This is a genomic window from Streptomyces rubradiris, assembly GCF_016860525.1.
Lineage (GTDB): Bacteria > Actinomycetota > Actinomycetes > Streptomycetales > Streptomycetaceae > Streptomyces > Streptomyces rubradiris.
Genome location: NZ_BNEA01000015.1, coordinates 456,328 through 476,439, shown reverse-complemented (window position 1 = coordinate 476,439; position 20,112 = coordinate 456,328). Strand labels below are relative to the sequence as shown.

The following is a 20,112-nucleotide window of genomic DNA, read 5'->3' as shown; positions in this document are numbered from 1 at the left end:
CGCACACCAGGGCCGCTCGGATCACTCGTCTGCCGGGCCCCGGTTCCGGTGACCGCCGTATGAGCCCGGGAGGCCGGGGCCGGGGTCAGCGGGCGGTGCCGCGGGCGGCCAGGGCCGCGCTGACCACGCGGACGCTGCGCGCGATGTGCTGGAGCTGGAGTACCTCCGCGGCGTACAGCTTGATCGTGTGTTCGATCACCGATTCGGGCAGTCCGAGCACCGGCAGCTCGGTCCGCGCCGTCTGCAGGGCGGTCCGGGCGACCCGGATCTCCTGCTGCACCTGGATCTGCGCGTGCCGGGCGAGCAGGACCGGGTGCCGGATGAGTGCCGGGTAGCCGGCGTAGCGCGCGGGGATCAGCTCGCGCAGCCACTTGACCGCCGATCGTTCCCAGTCGTAGCTGCCCGGCGTCTTGACCTGACAGGGCCAGTCTTGGCTGATGCGCGTGCTGGTCAGGGGCATGATCATCGCTTCCGGTGGGCGGCGTCCGGAGGGCAGTATTTATATATGCCTAGCGCTTTGCAAGACGTATGAAAACATTCATACGTCTTATGCGGTGAATCATCCCCGTCCCGGAGGCCGATGGCCGCAATATCTTCACGACTGCCCGATCTCCACGACGGCCCGGCACGGGCGGGAGGAACCGGCCGTACGCTCGCCGGTCAGTCCCGGAGGAAGAACTGGTGCTGCTCCGACAGCTGCTCGTACTTCTCCAGCCGGGCCTGGGTGCGCTCCGGATCGGCGTCCGTCATGGCCTGGAGCAGCGCCGCCGCCAGCACCCCGGGTGCCGCGTAGGAGTCAAACACCAGCCGCGAACCGGTGCCGGTGGCGAAGGTGACGTCGGCCTCGTCGGCCAGCGGCCCCAGCGCCAGGTCCGTCACCAGGGCGACCTTCAGGCCCGCGGCCCGCGCCACCCGGACGGCTTGCAGCGTCTCCTGGGAGTGCCGGGGCATCGCGAAGGCCAGCACCCAGTCGCCGCCCGCCTCACGGGCCTGCGACAGCGCGTCGTAGGCCACGCTGCCGCCGCGGGTCACCAGCCGCACGTCCGGGTGGATCCGGCGGGCGGCGTAGCCGAAGTACTCGGCGAGGGACACCGAGATGCGCAGCCCCAGCACGGTCAGCGGGGCGGAGCGGGACAGCTCGCGGCCGACCCGGATGACCCGGTCGGGATCGGCGAAGTCGCGCCGCAGGTTCTCCAGGTTGGCGATCTCGGCGTCCACGGCCGCCTGGAGCTCGTTGGCCCGGTCCTCCTCGCCGGGCCCGCCCGCGAGGCCGCTCAGCGCGATCGACTGGAGCCGCTCCCGCAACGCGGGGTAGCCGCTGAAGCCGACGGCGGCGGCGAAGCGGGTGACGGAGGGCTGGCTGACCCCGACCCGGTCGGCCAGCTCGGTGATCGACAGGAAGGCGGCCTCGGTGAGGTGCTCGATCAGGTACTGGGCGATCCGCCGCTGCCCCGGCGACAGGCGCGGCCCGTCGAACAGCTCCCGCAGCCGGGAGGTCGGGGCGGCCTCGGTCTGGGGGGCGGTCCGGCCCGAGGTGATCGCTGACGCCTGCGCACGTGCCTGCTGCGGCGAGGGCACCGGTCGGCCTCCTTTGTCTGCCACGATCACTCAACATAGCTCACCGACCCTCGTGACCAGGGGGTTGAGGCGGGACTGGCAAGCCCCACCGCGCCTGGACAGGCTTCAATGAGCACGGAGACATGGATGAGCCGCCAACCCGGGCCACTACGACATCGCGGGCGCCACCCGGCTGTGTGATACGGACCGAGGATCTCCGAGCAGACGAACAGCGTCATCAGTCTGCCGTTCCGGCTCTCGGAGTCCCTCTTACGTTCGTGCAGTACGTCCCTCTTACGTTCGTGCAGTACACGATCGGCCGGAGACGGGACGGCAAGCGCACTCGCGAGAGCCGGGGCCAGTCGGCCGGGAAGTCACCGCTGGACGGAGAGCGCGGCGCTCACACCGAGCAGCCCTTCCAGTTCAGCCACCGTGGACGCTTCGTCCGTCGCGAGGACGGCGGTGATGCCCAGGGCCTCCGCCGGTGGGAGGTTCCGAGGGTGGTCGTCAACGAACACGCATGCCTGTCCAGGCAGCCCGAGGCGTGCCAGCGTCAGCTCGTAGATGGCAGGGTCGGGCTTCGCCATGCCGACCTGCTCGGAGATGACGTGCACGTCGAAGAGGTCCCAAACGCCGGCGTGCTCGTACGGGTTGAAGGGGGCCACGCCGAAGCTGTTCGACAAGAGAGCGAGACGGTGTCCCGCGTCCTTGGCGGCACGCGCGAGCGCGGCCATACGCCGGGCCGCGGGCACCGCGGACCAGGCCCGACCCATCAGGTTCTCCGGTGCGACATGGTCACCGAGAAGGGCCGCGGTGCGCTTGTTCCACTCCTCCTGGTCGATCTCACCGACCTCCAGCGCCGCGTACAGCCGCCGGCCCTCAGGGTCATCGTTGAGCGTGGCACGCCACGCTTCCGGGCGAAGCCCCTCAGACTCGCACCAAGTTCGGTGCACGGACCGCGGATCGGCGGTCAACACCCCGGCGAAGTCGAGGATGAGCCCCTGCATGGCCGGCTCGGCCGTGGCACCCATGGGTTGCGGCATGCTGGTCGCTTCCTCTCCCTTGCCCTCACGAAAAGCCACCGCGCACGGACGGGGTGGATGCCTGCAAGCCTTGCGCGCTCTCACCGCCGCTGAAGTCCACCGATGACCCCCGCATGCCCTCCGGCTTCTCCGCTTCGCCCGGTATGAGGGGCGCCCAGTGAAACAGGGGTCCGGTGGGGTGTCCGGCATCAGTCGGTACGGTCGTCGCTGTTCAGGCGGCCTGGGCTTCAGCCGGCCTCAGATCTCATGGAGGCCGGGCGGCGCAGTTCGTCTGCCGGAACACGCGGTGGCCGGTACCAGCAGGTCCGCCCGTTCCCGGGTCGACGCGACCAGGTCGGCGTTGCGCTGGTCCGGGCCCCGCACCCAGGCCACCGCCGCCGCGTGCTCCTTGCCGAACTCCTCGTGCCGGGCGACCAGTCGGCGGATCCGCTCCGCCTCGTCGATCTCGCAGAACCACACCTCGTCCAGGCACGGCCGCACCCGCGCCCACGAACCCTCGGTCAGCAGCAGGTAGTTGCCCTCGGTCACGACCAGGCGGACCTCGGGCGGCACCGGGATCGCGCCCGCCAGCGGCTGCTCCAGCACCCGCTCGAACCCCGGTGCGTACACCACTTCGCCGCTCTCCTCGCGCAGCCGCCGCAGCAGCGCCGCGTACCCGCCCGCGTCGAAGGTGTCCGGGGCGCCCTTGCGGTCCCGGCGGCCCAGCCGGTCCAGTTCGGCGTCGGCGAGGTGGAACCCGTCCATCGGTACCTGCGCGGCCCACCGCGGCCCGTCACCGTTCAGGGCGTCCACCAGCCGCTCGGCGAGGGTCGTCTTGCCCGCGCCGGGGCTGCCCGCGATGCCGAGCAGGGCGCGCCGACCGTCCCGGGGCAGCGCGCGGGCACGGGCGAGGAGGTCGTCGAAGGTCCGCGGTACGCGGTCGGTGGTCACAGGCACACCGGAAAGTGTGTCACCACCCGCGGGGAGCACATGTGGTGTGCGCCACCCACTGGAGTGCCCCGGACGGGGAACAGTCCTCGGTATGACTCAGCTCGGTCTGCCCGACACCATCCAGGCCTGCCTCTTCGACCTCGACGGGGTCGTCACCAGGACGGCCGTCGTGCACGCGGCGGCCTGGAAGGAGACGTTCGACGCGTTCCTGCGCGGCTACGACGGCGAGCGGGGGCGGCCGTTCGACGCCCACGCCGACTACGACGAGTACGTGGACGGCCGCCCCCGCGCCGACGGCGTCCGCGCCTTCCTCGCCTCGCGCGGCATCCACCTGCCCGAGGGCGAGCCCGGCGACCCGCCCGACGCCGCCACCGTGCACGGCCTCGGCAACCGCAAGAACGAGCTGCTGCTGGAGAAGATCCGCACCGGCGGCGTCGAGGCGTACGAGGGCACCCTGCGCTATCTGGAGGCCGTGCGCGCCGCGGGCCTGCGCACCGCGATCGTCTCCTCCAGCGCCAACTGCCGGGACGTGCTGCGCTCGGTGGGCGCCGAGCACTTCTTCGACGTACGGATCGACGGCGTGGTGGCGGCCGAGCGGCATCTGCCGGGCAAGCCCCGCCCCGACACCTTCCTCGCCGCGGCCCGGGACCTGGGCGTCGAGGCGTCCCACGCGGCCGTGTTCGAGGACGCGCTGGCCGGCATGGACGCGGGCCGCGCCGGCGGCTTCGGCCATGTGGTCGGCGTGGACCGGGTGGGGCAGACCGACGCGCTGTACGCGCACGGCGCCGACATCGTCGTCAAGGACCTGGCCGAACTGGGAGGCAAGCGGTGATCACCGACCGGTCGTACGCCGTCGAACCCTGGACCGTCCGGGAGACCGCCCTCGATCTCGGCGTGCTCGCCCAGAGCGAGTCGGTCTTCGCGCTGTCCAACGGGCACGTCGGCTGGCGCGGCAACCTCGACGAGGGCGAGCCGCACGGCCTGCCCGGCAGCTACCTCAACGGCGTCCACGAGGTACACCCGCTGCCGTACGCGGAGGCCGGCTACGGCTACCCGGAGTCCGGACAGACCGTCATCAACGTCACCAACGGCAAGATCATCCGGCTGCTGGTGGACGACGAGCCGTTCGACCTGCGCTACGGCCGGCTCGTCGCCCACGAACGCGTCCTGGACCTGCGCCGGGGCGTGCTGGAGCGCACCTGCGAATGGACCTCCCCGGCCGGCTCCACGGTCCGGGTGCGCTCCACCCGGCTGGTGTCGCTCGCCCAGCGGGCGGTGGCCGCCGTCGCCTACGAGGTGGAGGCCGTCGGCGACCGCAGCCGGGTGGTGATCCAGTCCGAACTGGTCGCCAACGAGAGCCTGCCCGAGCCCGACGGCGACCCGCGCGCGGCCCGCGCCCTGAAGTCACCGCTGGAGCAGGAGGACGACTTCGCCTCCGGCAACCGGCTGCGGCTGGTGCACCGCACCCGGCGCAGCGGCCTCAGGGTCGCCGTGGCCGCCGACCACGTCGTCACCGGCCCCGAACGCACCACCACCCGCAGCGAGAGCGGCATCGACGTGGCCCGGCTGACCGTCACCTCCGTGCTGGAGCCGGGACAGACGCTCCGGGTGGAGAAGCTGGTCGCGCACGGCTGGTCCGGCGCCCGGTCGCTGCCCGCGATGGCCGACCAGGTCGACGCCGCGCTCGCCGCCGCGGCGCACGACGGCTGGCAGGGCCTGCTCGACGGCCAGCGGGCCTGCCTGGACGACTTCTGGGCCGGTGCCGACGTGGAGGTGGAGGGCGACGAGGAGATCCAGCAGGCCGTCCGGTTCGCGCTGTTCCACGTGCTCCAGGCCGGGGCCCGCGCCGAGCGGCGGGCGATACCGGCGAAGGGACTGACCGGCTCCGGCTACGACGGGCACGCCTTCTGGGACACCGAGATGTTCGTGCTGCCCGTGCTCACCCACACCGCCCCACAGGCCGTCGCCGAGGCGCTGCGCTGGCGGTACAGCACCCTGGACGAGGCCCGCGAACGGGCGGTCCAGCTCGGGCTCGCCGGGGCCGCGTTCCCCTGGCGGACCATCGCCGGGCCGGAGGGCTCCGCCTACTGGCCGGCCGGCACCGCCGCCTTCCACGTCAACGCCGGCATAGCCGACGCCGCCACCCGGTACGTCGAGGCCACCGGCGACACCGACTTCGAACGGGAGACCGGCCTGGAGCTGCTGGTGGAGACCGCCCGGCTGTGGCGGTCGCTCGGCCACCACGACACCCACGGCGTCTTCCACCTCGACGGCGTCACCGGCCCCGACGAGTACAGCGCGGTCGCCGACGACAACACGTACACCAACCTGATGGCCCGGCAGAACCTGCGCGCCGCCGCCGAGGCCGCCGAGCGCCACCCCGACCGGGCCCGGCACCTCGGCGTGGACGAGGAGGAGAGCGCGGCCTGGCGGGACGCCGCCGACGCCATGCACATCCCCTACAACGACGAACTCGGCGTCCACGAACAGCACGCCGGGTTCACCCGCTACCAGCGCTGGGACTTCGACGCCACCCGCCCCGACCAGTACCCGCTGCTGCTGCACTTCCCCTACTTCGACCTCTACCGCAAACAGGTCGTCAAACAGGCCGACCTGGTGCTGGCCATGTACACCTGCGGTGACTGGTTCGAGCAGGAGTACGACGAGGAGCAGATCGCCCGGAACTTCGCCTACTACGAGCCGCTGACCGTCCGCGACTCCTCCCTGTCCGCCTGCTGCCAGGCCGTCGTCGCCGCCCAGACCGGCCATCTGGACCTCGCCTACGCCTACACCGCCGAGGCCGCGCTGATGGACCTCGCGGACCTGGAGCACAACACCCGGGACGGGCTGCACATCGCCTCGCTCGCCGGCACCTGGATGGCGCTGGTCGCCGGGTTCGGCGGCATGCGCCGCGACGGCGACCGGCTGCGGTTCGCGCCCCGCCTGCCCGAACGGCTGCGCCGCCTCGCCTTCCACGTCGCCTTCCGCGGACGCCGACTGCGCGTGGACATCGGCGCGGACAAGGTGACGTACGCGCTGCTGGACGGCGAGCCCCTGACGCTCCGTCACCACGGCGAGCCGTTGACGGTCAACACCGACGAGCCGGCGGTCCGCCCCGTACCACCGGTGGTACACCGGCCCACCCCCACCCAGCCGCGGCACCGGGCACCGAACGCGGGCGGGGGGCGGTGAATCGCGGAGCGCCGTAGGGGGTGCGGGTCGTGCGCCGGGTGGAGACGTGCGTGGCCGGTCGCGCAGTTCCCCGCGCCCCTTGAGCCAGTCGCGGCCGGCCCGCCCCGTGGGCACCGTGTCGTACGCGAACCCGCCGCCGATCGACTGCCGGATCTCCGCCGGGGTCAGCGGACGGTCGGCGGCCCGGAACGGCGAGTAGCGCGCGCTCCAGGCCCCCCGCGCCGCGCCGCCGACGGCCACGGGACCCCGCGCCGACCCTGCCCGCCACCATACGGAAGGCAGGACGGAAGGCAGGGCCGTCGGCCGGATGGCCCTGCCCGCCGGGCACGGCCGGGTGATCCGGGCCGGTCCGGCCGTGTTCCCGCCGCTCGCCTCCCGGCAGTCGAGGGGCGGCGCGGGACAGTGGACCCTACGACCTATGGGGATACAAGGGGTGGTCATGGCCGGCAGCGCGCACGCGACACTCGGCACGGCGAGCCGCGCGCGCTCCGCCCCCACGCGTACCACCTGGCCGCTCGCCGCCGTCGCCGCGGCCTTCACCGTGGCCCAACTCCTCCTCGTACCGCCCGGCATGGGGCTCGGCTGGGACGAGACGGTGTACGTCAGCCAGGTCGGCCGCCACGCCCCCGCCGCCTTCTTCAGCGCGCCCCGCGCGCGGGGCGTCTCGCTGCTGGTCGCCCCTGTCGCGGCCTGGTCGTCGTCCACCGCGCTGCTGCGGCTCTACCTCGCCCTGCTGTCCGGCTGCGCCCTGTACTGGGCCCTGCGGGCCTGGCGCGGCCTGTTCCCCGTCCGCGTCCTCGCCCTGGCCGGCGGCCTGTTCGGCTCCCTGTGGGTGACCCTCTTCTACGGTCCCCAGGCCATGCCCAACCTCTGGGTCGCCCTCGGCGCCCTGGCCGCCGTCGGCTGCTTCCTGCGCGCCCGCACCGGCCGCACGGCCCTGTGGGGGCTGGCGGGCGGCGCGGCGCTGATGGCGTGGATGCGGCCGGTGGACGCGGTATGGGCGGTCCTGCCCCTGGTCGCCGCGGGCCTGGCGCGCCGTCGGTGGCGGGCCCTGCTCGCCCTTTCGGCGGGACTCGCGGCCGGCGCCGCCGAGTGGGTCGCCGAGGCGTACACGAGCTACGGCGGCCTGGCCCGCCGGCTGTCCGACGGCTCGGCGATCCAGGGCGGCCTCGGCTGGCACCTCGCCGTCGTGGACCAACTGCGAGCTCTGGGTGGCCGGACGCTGTGCCGGCCGTGCACCGGCGCCCTGCCGCACCCCCTGCTCACCCTGTGGTGGTTCGCCCTGCTCCCGCTCGCCGCGCTCGCCGTGCTCGTCGCCCTCCGTGCCCGGCGTCCGGCGGCCACCCTGCTCCCGCTCGGCTGCGCCGCGACGGCCGCCTTCCCCTACCTGTTCCTGATCGGCTACGCGGCGCCACGCTTCCTGCTGCCCGCCTACGCCCTGCTGGCCGTGCCGCTCGCCGACGCCCTCGCCCGCCTGCTGTCCGCCCGGCGCGCGCCGGTCCGGGCGCTGGTGTGCGCCGGGCTCGCCGCGCACCTCGCGGCGCAGCTCGCCGTGGCCGTGCGGACGACGGACAACACCGTCCGCGCGCGCGAGGCATGGGCCCGTACCGTGGCGGCTCTGCGTGGCCATGGCGTCCGCCCGCCCTGCCTGCTCACCGGCCACGAGGCCATCCCGGTCGCGTACGCCGCCGGCTGCGCCTCGGCCGCGACCACCGGGCCCAACGCCAACACCACGCCGGACGCCATCACCCGGACCGCCCGGCGGATGCCGGTCGCCGCGCTCGTGCCGGCCGGAGCCGCGCCGCCCGGTTACGCCCGCGGCTGGACGTCCACGGCCGTCGGCACGGTCCGGCTGTACTACGTCGTCCCGGGCGCCGGCTCATGACCTCGCCGGCCGGTCTCACCGCTTCCCTCGGCCGCCGGCGCGCCTATTGGCACGCGGCCGGCTGCCTCGCCGTGCTGTGCGGCGCGCTGTACGTGGTCCGTCGGCACTGGCCCGCGGTGGAGAGCGGGGCCGGACGGCTGGCGGTCGCCGACCACGGCTGGCTGCTGACCGGCGCGGTCGCGGCCGCGGGCACCTGGGCGGCCTCCGCGCTCGCCCAGCAGGGCGCCGTCATGGGGCGGCTGCCCGGACCCCGGCTGCTCGCCGCCCAGTTCGCCGCCTCCGCCGCCAACCACCTGCTGCCCGCGGGGATCGGCGCGGGCGCGGTGAACCTGCGCTTCCTGATGCGCTGCGGACTGCCCGCCGGGCGCGCGGCCGGCGCGCTCGCCGTCAAGACCGCCACGAGCGCCGCCGTCCGCCTGGCGCTGATCGCGCTGCTCGCCCCGGCCTGCCCCGGGCTGCTGCGCCTGCCGCGGGTGCCCCCGGTGGCCGTCGCCGCCGCCTGCGGACTGGCCCTGCTGCTCGTCCTGCTGCTCGTCACGCCCTGGTGGTCGCGGTGCCGGCGGGCGCTCGCCGCCGTGCTGGCCGACATCCGGGCGCTGCACGCCCGCCCGGCCCGCGCGGCCGCCCTGTGGGGCGGCTCGCTGGCCTTCGCCGCGCTGCACGCCCTGGTCCTCGTCGCCGTCACCCGGGCCGTCGGACTGCCGCTCGCCCCGCTCCAGGTGGCGTTGCTGTACCTCGCCGCGAGCAGCGCCGCCGCCCTGCTGCCCACCCCGGGCGGGCTGGGCTCGCTGGACGCCGCGCTGGCCCTCGCCCTCGGCGCCGCCGGCACCCCCGGCGCGGGCGCCGCGTCCGCCGTGCTCGGCTACCGGCTGCTGACCGTCTGGCTGCCGCTGCTGCCCGGCCTGCTGGTGCTCGGGGTGCTGGTGCGGCGCAAGGCGCTGTGACCGCCGGGAGTTTCCCGCGCGCCCCCCGCAGGTAGGAGTCGGGTACATGCCATACGACAGGAGGGGGAGCCATGCCCGGGAACCACCGCACGGGCCTGCCGGACGAGGCCTTCTTCACGCCGGGGACCTCGTCGTTCACCGAGTTCCTGGCCGCCCACCGCCCCGGGCTGCTGCCCACCGCGCCCGCCCTGCCGGCCGGCGTCCAGGCGGCGCCCGGCCGGTTCCCGCACGGCACCACCGTGCTCGCGCTGACCTACCGCGACGGCGTGCTGATCGCCGGCGACCGGCGCGCCACCATGGCCAACCTCATCGCCCAGCGCGACCTGGAGAAGGTCCATCCGGCCGACGACCACACGGCCGTCGCGTTCGCCGGCACCGTCGGCCTCGCCCTGGACATGGTGCGGCTCTACCAGGTCGAGCTGACCCACTTCGAGAAGGTCGAGGGCGTCCCGATGACCCTCGGCGCCAAGGCCACCCGCCTCGCGGCCATGATCCGGCAGAACCTCGCCCAGGCCATGCGGGGGCTCGCCGTCGTCCCGCTGCTGGTCGGCTACGACCTCACCGCGCCCGGCGGCGGGCGCGGCCGGATCTTCGCCTTCGACCCGGCCGGCGGGCTGTACGAGAAACAGCACTTCCACGCCGAGGGCAGCGGCTCCCCGTACGCCCGGGGCGCCCTGAAGAAGCTGTACCGGCCGGGCCTGACCCGCCGCGAGGCCGCGCTCGCCGCGCTCCAGGCCCTCTACGACGCGGCGGACGACGACTCGGCCACCGGCGGCCCCGACCTGCACCGCCGCATCTTCCCCGTCGTCTCGGTCATCACCGAGGACGGCTACGAACGGCTGCCCGCGCCGCAGACGGAGGAACTCGCCCGCGACATGGTCCGGCAGCGCTCCGCCCGCCCCGACGGGCCGCACGCCGACGGGCCGCACGCCACAACACCGGACTGAGTGCGGGGCGGTACCGCCGGCCCGGGGCGGCTTTCCCTGCCCATGGGACAGGCATGCCGGGGTCTTTACTGCACAGGGGTTGCAGGTGCCGGGAAATGGCATAAGGGTGGGGCGGGTGCAGTACCGGGGGAAAGGTCCTCCCCGACGGCCGTCCCTGATCCCGCTCCGCCCCCTCCCCGCTCGGTCCGGGCCCACCCGCCGGACCCGGCACCGCGTCCGCGGCTCCCGACGCGGCAGGAGCGGATCAGGGACGGCGACGTCGGCCGCTGCCGCGCTCACGGCCGGGGGATTAAGGCGCCGACCGGGGGAAACGCGGACCAGGACGGTCCGTGAACCCTCAGGAGGCGACCATGAGCGACCAGCAGTCCGAGCAGACCCCCATGGCGGACGACACCTACCAGCCGACCGGCGGCAACGAGGAACAGGAGGACGCCGGACCGCTGGACCTGCAGGACGCGGTCGGCGAACGCACCTACGACGACATGCTCGACGAGGGCTACTCCCCGCCCGAGCGTCCGCTGGGCGTCACCAAGCACGGCACCACCGCCGCCGAGCAGCACGAGGGGGAGACCCTGGACGAACGGCTCGGTCAGGAGGTCCCGGACGTCTCGGCGCCGCCCGGCGACGAGATCGGCGACCTGCCCGGCGGCGAGGGCGAACCACTGGACCCCGAGGCCGGCACCGCCCGCGCGGGCCGCCTGGTCGCCCCCGACGAGGGCAGCCACACCGACACCACCAAGGAGGAGGTGGCCCGGGACGTCGGCATCGACGGGGGAGCGGCGGGCGCCGAGGAGGCCGCGGTCCACGTGGTGGAAGAGGAACCCTGAACCCGCCGGGCGCGCTCCGCGCCGGCCGTCCCGGACGGGCCCGGCACTGTCCCGGCATCCGGCGCCGGCCTGTGCCACCGGCTGCCGGTGGCGCGCCGCCCGCCGCATGCCCTTCACAGCACCACAGCGCGGGCCGGGCGCCCCTCGCGCCCGGCCCGCCGGCCTGTTCCTCCCGTCCTGTCGCGTCGGTCCCCGGACCGCCCTAGGGCAGCAGCTTCTCGATGGCCGCAGGGCCTTCCGACTCCAGCTTGCGGCGCGCCCAGTCGAGGGTCTTGGGCGTGACGTCCCGGCCCGCCGCCATCACCAGGTCCTCGGGGCTGATGTTCCCCGCGGGCGCGGAGTGGAGCAGGGCGTCCGGGGTGCGGACGTCGTCCGACGCGCGGGACTCTTCGGGTGTGGATGCCGACATGTTGCCTCCTCCTCGGTCCGGATGAGCGCATCCGTGCCGGTGCCTCCGAACGGGGCACCCTCTCACCATTGCCCGCCCCGGCGCACCCTGCATCCGGAAGGCGCCGGGGGCGGGTGCCGAGCGCGTTCCCGCGCCACGGCGAACCACTCCCTCCTAAGCTGGAAAACATCCCGTGGGCGGGAAGACGCCCCGCGTCCGGGAGACACCCGCGAACGGAGCGAACGCCCGCAGCCGGCCGGCATCCGCAAGCGGACAGAACACCCGCACCGCTCACCGGGAGGCCGCCGATGGCCGCGACGCCGTTCGCCGAGGACGCCCCCAGCCCCCGCCCCCGCTACCTGCGCATCGCCGACCACGGCCTCATCGGCGACCTGCGCAGCGTGGCCCTGGTCGGCACCGACGGCACGATCGACTGGTACTGCTGCCCCTCGTTCGACTCCCCGAGCGTCTTCGCGGCCATCCTCGACGCCGAGCGCGGCGGACGCTACGAGCTGGCCGCCGCCGTCCCCGCGCGCACCAAACAGTTCTACTTCCCCGACACCAACGTGCTGATCACCCGCTTCTTCACCGACGAGGGCGTCGGGGAGGTGCAGGACTTCATGCCCGTCGGCTGCGAGGAGTCGCTGGAGGTGAGCCGGCACCGGCTGATCCGGCGCGTGGTGTGCGTCCGCGGCACCGTCCCCTTCCGGGCCCTGATCGCGCCGCGCTTCGACTACGGCGCCGCCCCGCACGCCCTGCGCACCGCCGACGGCATGGTCTTCTTCGAGTCCCCGGTCCTGTCCCTGGCGCTCACCTCGACCGTCGCCGTGGAGACCGACGGCCGGGACGCGCGGGCCGAGTTCAAGCTGACCGAGGGCGAGACGGCGGTGTTCGCCCTCGACCAGCTCGGCGCGCGGGTGCCGCCCCGCGCCTGCGCCCACGCCGAGGCGGAGCACGAGTTCAACGCCACCGTCGCCTACTGGCGCCGGTGGCTGCACCAGTCCCGCTACCGGGGCCGCTGGCGCGAGATGGTGCACCGCTCGGCCCTCACCCTGAAGCTGCTCACCTACGCCCCCACCGGAGCCATCGTCGCCGCGCCCACCACCAGCCTGCCCGAACAGCTCGGCGGCGAGCGCAACTGGGACTACCGCTACGTGTGGGTCCGCGACGCCGCGTTCGCCGTCTACGCGCTGCTCAGGCTCGGCTTCAGCGGCGAGGCCGAGGCCTTCATGAAGTTCCTGACCACGCACATCAGCCCCGGCGACGGCGCCGCCTCGGGGCCGCTGCAGATCATGTACGGCATCGACGGCCGCGCCGACCTGCCCGAACGCGAGCTGCCCCACCTGGAGGGACACCTCGGCTCCGCACCGGTCCGGGTCGGCAACGCCGCCGCCGACCAGCTCCAGCTGGACATCTACGGGGCGCTGATCGACTCGGTCTACCTCTACGACAAGTGGGCCCAGCCCATCTCCAGCGGGCAGTGGGACGACCTGTGCCACCTGGTCGACTGGCTGTGCGACCACTGGGACCAGCCCGACGAGGGCGTCTGGGAGACCCGCGGCGGACGCAAGAACTTCCTGTACTCCCGGCTGATGTGCTGGGTCGCCATCGAGCGTGCCATCCGGCTGGCCAACCACCGCGGGCTGCCCGCCGACCACCGCCGCTGGCGCCAGGCCCGGGACGCCATTTACCGGCGGATCATGGACCGCGGCTGGTCGGACCGGCGGGGCGCGTTCGTCCAGTACGAGGGCGCCGACGTCCTCGACGCCTCGGTGCTGATGATGCCCCTCGCCAAGTTCATCGCCCCCACCGACCCCAAGTGGCTGTCCACCCTGGACGCCCTCACCGCAGATCTCGTCTCCGACTCCCTCGTCTACCGCTACGATCCGAAGGTCAGCCCCGACGGCCTCCGCGGCGACGAGGGCACCTTCTCCATCTGCTCGTTCTGGTACGTCGAGGCGCTGGTGCGGGCCGGCCGGCTCGACGAGGCACGGCTGGCCTTCGAGAAGATGCTCACCTACGCCAACCACCTCGGCCTGTACGCCGAGGAGATCGGCCGCACCGGCGAGCAGCAGGGCAACTTCCCCCAGGCGTTCACCCACCTGTCCCTGATCAGCGCCGCCTTCAACCTGGACCGCGCCCTCGGCTGAGCCGGCCCCCGCCCCGATCGGCCGGTGTGTCCGCAGGTCGCACGGGTACCCGGGGTCTCCCACAGCGGAATCGACCCAAGTCTCGACAGAAGGAGGAGACCGGATGACCAGCACCAGCGAGACCGGCGGCGTCACCGGCACCCGCGACAAGGACTACAACCTCATCTGGTACGTCGAGGCGTGCCTGAGCAACGCCCTGCGGCTGGAGCAGTACGTCCAGGACGCCGAGCGGGACGGGGACAACGAAGTCGTGGAACTGTTCCGCAAGGCCCAGGCCGACAGCCGCAAGGGCGCGGAACTGGGCAAGCAGCTGCTCCGCTCCCGCCTCAACGGCGGCTGACCGCCGCTCCCGCTCAGGGCGGACGGCACCCTGGGACGGCCCGGCGGCCGCGCCTCGCGCACCCGCCAGGCCGTCCGACCGTCGGCCGCGGCCGTGCTCACGGCAGCGGCTGTTCCGCCCAGATGACCTTGCCGTGGGGGGTGTAGCGGGTGCCCCAGCGTCCGGCGAGCTGGGCCACCAGGAACAGGCCCCGGCCGCCCTCGTCGGTGCTCGCCGCGTACCGCAGGTGCGGTGAGGTGGTGCTGCGGTCGGAGACCTCGCAGATCAGCGTGCGGTCCCGCAGCAGCCGTACCCCGATCGGGCCGCGCCCGTAGCGGATGGCGTTGGTGACCAGCTCGCTCAGGATCAGCTCCGTGGTGAACGCGAGCTCCTCCAGACCCCAGTCGGCCAGCCGCCGCGTCACCGAGGACCGCACCTTGGCCACCGCCGCCGGATCGGACGGCACCTGCCACTGCGCGACCCGGTCACCGCCCAGCACCCGGGTGCGGGCCACGATCAGCGCCACGTCGTCGCTCGGCCGGGCCGGCAGCCGGTCCAGCACCGCCCGGCACGTCTCCTCCGGCGAGGCGCCCGGCGTCCGCCGCAGGGCCTCGCCCAGCAGGGCGAGCCCCTCGTCGATGTCCCGTTCCCGGTCCTCCACCAGACCGTCGGTGTACAGCACCAGCCGGCTGCCCTCCGCCAGCTCCAGCTCCGCCGTCTCGAACGGCAGCCCGCCCAGGCCCAGCGGAGGCCCCGCGGGCACGTCCGGGAACTCCACCGTGCCGTCCGGTCGCACCAGCGCGGGCGGCGGATGGCCGGCCCGGGCCACGGTGCACCGCCGGGACACCGGATCGTAGATCGCGTACAGACAGGTCGCGCCCGTCACCACGGCCCCGCCCGCCGCCCCGGTCTCGTCCTGGTCGAGCCGCCCCACCAGCTCGTCCAGCAGACCGAGCAGCTCGTCCGGCGGCAGGTCGAGCGCCGAGAAGTTGTGCACGGCCGTGCGCAGCCGCCCCATCGTCGCCGCCGCGTGCAGCCCGTGCCCCACCACGTCCCCGACCACGAGCGCCACCCGGGCCCCCGACAGCGGCAGCACGTCGAACCAGTCGCCGCCGACCCCCGCCTGGGCCGGCAGATAGCGGTAGGCGACCTCCAGGGCGCCCTGCTCCGGCAGGGAGCGCGGCAGCAGACTGCGCTGGAGGGTGACGGCCATGCCGTGCTCGCGGGTGTACCGGCGGGCGTTGTCGATGGACACCGCCGCCCGCGTCACCAGTTCCTCCGCCAGGGACACCTCCTCGGCGTCGAACGGCTGCGGCTTCTCCGCCCGCCAGAAGCTCACCAGGCCCAGCACCAGGCTGCCCGCCCGCAGCGGCACGGTGATCAGCGAGTGGATGCCGTAGTCCAGCACCTGGTCGGTGCGCTCCAGATCCTGCGCCCGCCAGCCGGGCGCCTCGCGCAGCCGCTCCACCACCACCGACTGCCCGGTGGTCAGCGCCCGGGCCTGCGGCGAGGTGGGCACGAACCGGATCCTCGCGCCGGCCGGATACAGCGGGGAGTCCTCGCGCACCCCCGCGCGGGCCGTGCGGCGCAGCGCCGTGCCCGGGCGGGGCTCCTCCCCGCTCAGCACCGCGTCGAACAGGTCCACGGTGGCGAAGTCCGCGAACCGGGGCACCGCCAGCCCGGCCAGTTCCTCGGCGGTGCGGGCCACGTCCAGGCTGGTACCGATGCCGACCCCGGCGTCGTAGAGCATGTCCAGCCGCTCCCGGGCCACCTCGGCCCGGCCCGACAGGGCGCGCAGCTCGGTGGAGTCGCGCAGCGTGGTGACGCTGCCGGCCGGACCGCCGCGCAGGTCGGTGGGCCGCTGGTTGATCGCCAGCAGGCGGTCCTTGACCAGGTGCACCTCGTCCGTGGCGATCCGTCCCGAGGCCAGCAGGCCCGCCGTCTCGTCGTCCAGCCCCAGCTCCAGCACGTGCCGCCCCTCGGCGTCCGCGGGCAGGTCCAGCAGCCGGTGGGCCTCGTCGTTGGCGAGCAGCAGCCGGCCGTCGCCGCCGACGATCAGGACACCCTCGCGGACCGCGTGCAGCACCGCGTCGTGGTGCTCGTACATCCGGGTCATCTCGTACGGCCCCAGGCCGTGCGTCTGGCGCAGCAGCCGCCTGCTGACCAGGGCCGTGCCCGCGGTGGCCAGCGCCAGCGCGGCGGCGGCCGCCGCGAGCAGCAGCGGCAACTGCTGGTCGGCGGTGCCGCCCACGTGCGCGGTGGTGATCCCGGCGGACACCAGCCCCACCACCTCGCCCGCCGGGTCCCGCACCGGCACCACGACCTGCACCAGCGGGCCGATGGTGCCGGTGATGTGTTCGGTGACCGTGCGGCCGGCCAGGGCCGGGGCGATCGTGCCGACGAACTTCTTGCCGATGCGGTCGGTCTTGGGGTGGGTGTAGCGGACGCCCTGGGTGTTCATCACCACGACGAAGTCCACGCCGGTCGCGATGCGGGCGGCCTCCGCGCGCGGCTGCAGCACGGCCGTGGGATCGGGGGAGCGCAGGGCCTCGGCCGTGCCCGGCGCGTTGGCGAAGGTCTGCGCCACGGCCAGGGAGCGGTTCCCGGCCTCCACATCGGTGTCGTGCCGTACCTGGAGCACCTGGGCCACCACCGCGGAGACGACCAGGAGCAGCACGATCGCCACTTGCAGGAGGAACACCTGGCCGGCCACGCTGCGCCCGGTCACCGCCGACCGGAGCACCCCGGACCGGCTGCCGCCCGGTCCGCGTGCCCGGCGCGGGCTGTGCGGTGCGCGCGGGTGCCCTGACGTTCGGGGCGGCCGGGGAGCGGACCGGCCGGGCAGTCGCACCATGTGCCCATGTCTACACTGCCCGGCGCCGTGAGGCGAGAGCGTCACCCGAGGCGCCGACGGCCGACCGGAGGGCACCCGACCGGCACCGGGAGCGGCCACGGGCCGTACGGGATGTTCCGGAAGCGGCCCCGTACGGGGGCTGGGGGACAGGGGGGCGACCCGGCCGGCTCACGGGCCGTACCGGAGGATTGGGCCATGGCGGGGGACCGGCCGGTTCCGGGGGCGTTCCCGGGTGGCCGGGCATGGCGGCGGCCGGCCGGCTCGTGGGGCGTATCGGAGGCCGGGTGCATGGCGGTGACCGGCTCTCGGGTCGTACCGGACGCCCGGGGGGCATGGCGGTGGGTCCGGCCGGTTCCCGGGCCCTACGGGAGGGCCGGGTCCGTGGCCAGAACGGGCTCACGGGCCGTGGGCGGGTGCCGCGCGGCGGCCGTGGCGTCCCGGGGCCGGGGGCGGCGGGTGGCGGGCGGCCAGCAGGAGGGCCACGTCGTCCGGGCGGTCGGCGGCGAGCCGGGCGGCGTCGGTGAGCCGGTCGGCGACCGCGGCCAGGGAACGCGCGCCCGTCCCGCCACGCCGGCGCACGGCCGCACCGGCCTTGGCCAGCGCCAGCCGCAGCTCCGCGATGCCCTCGTCGATGTCGGCGCCGGGCCGCTCCACCAGACCGTCGGTGTACAGGGCCAGGATCGCGTCCGGCACCAGCACCAGCTCCGTCACCGGGTACCGGGCGTGCGGATCCACCCCGAGGACGACACCGCCCGGAACGTCCAGCACCCGGGTCCGGCCGTCCGGGCAGCGCAGCAGCGGCGGCAGATGACCCGCCCGGGCGATCCGGGTCAAGCCGGTGGCGGGGTCCAGCCGCAGACAGCAGCAACTGGCGAACTGGCCCGGGTCCAGGCCGATCAGCAGGTGATTGGTGCCGCTGAGCACCTCGTCCGGCGGCCGGTCGCCCAGCGCGAACGCCCGCACGGCGCTGCGCAACTGGCCCATGGTGGCCGCCGCCTGCACCCCGTGCCCCTGCACATCGCCGATGACCAGCGCCAGTCCGTCCCCGGACTCCACCACGTCGTACCAGTCCCCGCCCACGTCCATGCCCTGCGTCCCCGGCAGATAGCGGCCCGCGGTCTCCACCTCGGGGTGCGCCGACAGCCGGCGCGGCAGCAGCGCCTCCTGGAGCCCGCGGGCGAGGGCCGCCTCGCTGTCGTAGCGGCGGGCCCGCTCCATGGCGTGCGCGATCAGCCCGGCGAGCGCGGTGAGCACCGTACGCTCCTGCGCGCTGAACCCGCGCGGCCGGTCGAAACCGAGGATGCAGGAACCCACCGGCCGTCCCGAGGCGATCAGCGGCAGGAAGGCGCGCGCCCCCACGGCCGCGTCGAGGGCGAGCCCGGGATAGGCCGCCCCGAGCTGCGCCATGGACTCGAAGAACAGCGGCCTGCCGGTGGTCAGGGTCTCCACCCCCGGGATCCGCGCGTCCAGGCCGACGCCCTCGAACGGGTCGAGGAACCCCCGCGGGAACCCGGTTTCCCAGGCCAGGTGGAGCCGCCGTTCCTGGAGCAGGTAGATGGCCAGCCGCCGGCCGCCGAACGCGGGCAGCAGCTCCCGCACGACCACCGCCGACACCTGCCGGGCGGTCACCGCGTCGGTCAGCGCGATGGCCAGCGCGATCGGCCGGTACAGCGGTGCCATCGAGCGGCCGTCCGGCTCCGCCCCCTCGTCCGGGTGCGCCCGGGGCACCGGGCCGGCCGCCGGGTCCATGCGGCTGGCCGGGACGAGCGTGCAGGTCAGCAGGTCCGCCCCCGGATGCACCGACACGGCCAGCCAGTCACCGTCGCCGGGTCCGCCCCGGTCGTCGCCGGCCGGCCGCCGCGCGTGGAAACACACGGGCTCCGGCGCGAGCAGGGCGCCGCGCAGGTGGTCGTCGTACGGCGGCCCGGACAGCCAGGGCAGCGCGTCCCACAGCGCACGCCCGAGCAGCCACTCCCGGCACCGGCCCACCATCCGGGCCGCCGCCGGGTTGGCGTACACGATCAGCCCCAGCCGGTCCAGGCAGAGCACGCCCTGCGGCAGCGGGTCCGCCGCGCTCTCGGCGCAGGCGGCCTCACCGGCGTGGATCACCACCCCGGTGACGGCGGGCCCGGCGCCGGGGGCGTCCGCCGGCCACAGGTCCAGCAGCCGCGGTGTGCCGTCCCCGGCCCGCAGGCTCAGCGGCGCGCCCGGCGGTCTCCCGGCCGCGGTGTCGCGCAGCGCGGCCAGGACCCGGTGCGCTTCGGCCGGCGCCAGGGCGTCGGCGAGCGCGTCGGCCGTCCCCGCGAACGCGCCCGCGTCCCGGCCGAGCAGGGCGTGCAGCCGGTCGTCCGCGCGGACCAGCGAGGTCGCCGGATCCCAGGTGAAGCGCCCCACGGCGGGCCGCGCGGTCCGGGCCGGGGGCGGCCGTACGCACAGCGGCGCCTCGTCCCAGCGGACCGCGCCCTCGTCCCCGCCGGCCAGGCCGAGCAGCTCGGCGCCCAGGCCCTCGGCCAGCCGCACCAGCAGCCCCTGGTCGAGGAGTTCGTCCCCGGTGTCCGTCAACGCCGGGCACAACACCGTCAGCACCCCGAGCGGCCGCGTCGCGCCCGGCACCGGCACATACGCCGACCCGAACGGGAAGGGCAGACCGGCGGCGAACTGCGGGTACCGGCGCATGGTCTCCGTGGCGTTCGGCAGGACCACCGGGCCGCCCAGCCGGTAGGCGTCGGCGACCGGGAAGGGATGGTCGGCGTGCAGCCGCCACCAGGGCCGGAACAGCGGGCCGGGCAGTCCCGCCAGCACCGCCAGACGCAGCACGTCCGGGGTGCCCGACCGCAGGTACACGCCCGTCGCCCGGCCGCCGGCCGTGCCGAGGACGGCCGCCGAGGCGTCGGCCAGCAGCGCGGTCAGCCGGTCCCGCGTAGGCCCCGCCCGCTCGCCGCTCCCAGCCATCGGCCCCACCTCGTCCCGTGTGCCCGCGCTGGATGACACAGCAAGAATGCGCCACGAGGGGCGGGGGACGCACCTGGGCGGCTCCGTACGTTCTCCGGTATCGCCCTTCGGTGTCGCCCTTCGG

The 20,112-nt window shown here is 74.8% G+C and carries 15 protein-coding genes; 8 read left to right on the top strand and 7 right to left on the bottom strand.

The window, feature by feature from the left end; translation table 11 throughout:
• Positions 1–85 precede the first annotated feature (85 nt).
• The 4 genes from Srubr_RS15540 to Srubr_RS15525 form a co-directional block, all read right to left on the bottom strand.
• On the bottom strand, positions 86–466 hold the full coding sequence (locus Srubr_RS15540) for a hypothetical protein (RefSeq protein ID WP_189988868.1): 381 nt from the start codon (positions 464–466) through the stop codon (positions 86–88).
• Between the two features lie 194 nt (positions 467–660).
• Complete coding sequence (locus Srubr_RS15535; protein WP_189988866.1) at positions 661–1,578, bottom strand: MurR/RpiR family transcriptional regulator; 918 nt, start codon at positions 1,576–1,578, stop codon at positions 661–663.
• 353 nt (positions 1,579–1,931) lie between these two features.
• Entirely contained in the window at positions 1,932–2,600 is a 669-nt protein-coding gene (locus Srubr_RS15530) for an HAD-IA family hydrolase (RefSeq protein ID WP_229926379.1), read from the bottom strand.
• 237 nt (positions 2,601–2,837) lie between these two features.
• Positions 2,838–3,536 (bottom strand): nucleoside/nucleotide kinase family protein, encoded by a 699-nt coding sequence (locus Srubr_RS15525; protein WP_229926378.1) that lies wholly within the window; start codon positions 3,534–3,536, stop codon positions 2,838–2,840.
• A gap of 85 nt (positions 3,537–3,621) precedes the next feature.
• On the opposite strand from Srubr_RS15525, the gene Srubr_RS15520 reads away from it, so the two are divergent.
• The 6 genes from Srubr_RS15520 to Srubr_RS15495 all read left to right on the top strand — a co-directional run bounded on the left by Srubr_RS15520 (position 3,622) and on the right by Srubr_RS15495 (position 11,325).
• The gene (locus tag Srubr_RS15520) at positions 3,622–4,362 is read left to right on the top strand and encodes an HAD family hydrolase (protein ID WP_189988864.1); all 741 of its coding nucleotides are present in this window, start codon (positions 3,622–3,624) and stop codon (positions 4,360–4,362) included.
• Complete coding sequence (locus tag Srubr_RS15515) at positions 4,359–6,722, top strand: glycoside hydrolase family 65 protein (protein WP_189988863.1); 2,364 nt, start codon at positions 4,359–4,361, stop codon at positions 6,720–6,722. Before Srubr_RS15520 ends, Srubr_RS15515 begins: the two co-directional genes overlap by 4 nt.
• Positions 6,723–7,161: 439 nt before the next feature.
• The gene (locus tag Srubr_RS15510) at positions 7,162–8,607 is read left to right on the top strand and encodes a hypothetical protein (RefSeq protein ID WP_189989767.1); all 1,446 of its coding nucleotides are present in this window, start codon (positions 7,162–7,164) and stop codon (positions 8,605–8,607) included.
• Positions 8,604–9,551, top strand: a complete 948-nt coding sequence (locus Srubr_RS15505; RefSeq protein WP_189988860.1) for a lysylphosphatidylglycerol synthase domain-containing protein — start codon at positions 8,604–8,606, stop codon at positions 9,549–9,551. The genes Srubr_RS15510 and Srubr_RS15505 overlap by 4 nt, the downstream gene beginning before the upstream one ends.
• Positions 9,552–9,622: 71 nt before the next feature.
• A complete protein-coding gene (prcB, locus tag Srubr_RS15500) occupies positions 9,623–10,498 on the top strand; it encodes a proteasome subunit beta (RefSeq protein WP_189988858.1) in 876 nt (291 codons plus the stop codon).
• 350 nt (positions 10,499–10,848) lie between these two features.
• Positions 10,849–11,325: a DUF5709 domain-containing protein gene (locus Srubr_RS15495; RefSeq protein ID WP_189753750.1), complete on the top strand. Its 477-nt coding sequence runs from the start codon at positions 10,849–10,851 to the stop codon at positions 11,323–11,325.
• Between the two features lie 202 nt (positions 11,326–11,527).
• Here Srubr_RS15495 and Srubr_RS15490 read toward each other — a convergent pair whose 3' ends face one another.
• Positions 11,528–11,734 (bottom strand): hypothetical protein, encoded by a 207-nt coding sequence (locus tag Srubr_RS15490; RefSeq protein WP_189988856.1) that lies wholly within the window; start codon positions 11,732–11,734, stop codon positions 11,528–11,530.
• Positions 11,735–12,021: 287 nt separating this feature from the next.
• Between Srubr_RS15490 and Srubr_RS15485 the strand changes: the two genes are divergently transcribed.
• Together Srubr_RS15485 and Srubr_RS15480 are read left to right on the top strand one after the other, a co-directional pair.
• Positions 12,022–13,863, top strand: coding sequence for a glycoside hydrolase family 15 protein (locus Srubr_RS15485; RefSeq protein ID WP_189988854.1), 1,842 nt, complete (start codon positions 12,022–12,024; stop codon positions 13,861–13,863).
• A 103-nt stretch (positions 13,864–13,966) separates the two neighbouring features.
• Positions 13,967–14,203, top strand: coding sequence for a hypothetical protein (locus Srubr_RS15480; protein WP_189988852.1), 237 nt, complete (start codon positions 13,967–13,969; stop codon positions 14,201–14,203).
• Between the two features lie 97 nt (positions 14,204–14,300).
• Here the strand turns inward: Srubr_RS15480 and Srubr_RS15475 are convergent, their stop codons facing one another.
• Positions 14,301–17,036 (bottom strand): SpoIIE family protein phosphatase, encoded by a 2,736-nt coding sequence (locus Srubr_RS15475; RefSeq protein ID WP_189988850.1) that lies wholly within the window; start codon positions 17,034–17,036, stop codon positions 14,301–14,303.
• Between the two features lie 396 nt (positions 17,037–17,432).
• A complete protein-coding gene (locus Srubr_RS15470; protein WP_189988848.1) occupies positions 17,433–19,988 on the bottom strand; it encodes a PP2C family protein-serine/threonine phosphatase in 2,556 nt (851 codons plus the stop codon).
• Between the last annotated feature and the right edge of the window lie 124 nt (positions 19,989–20,112).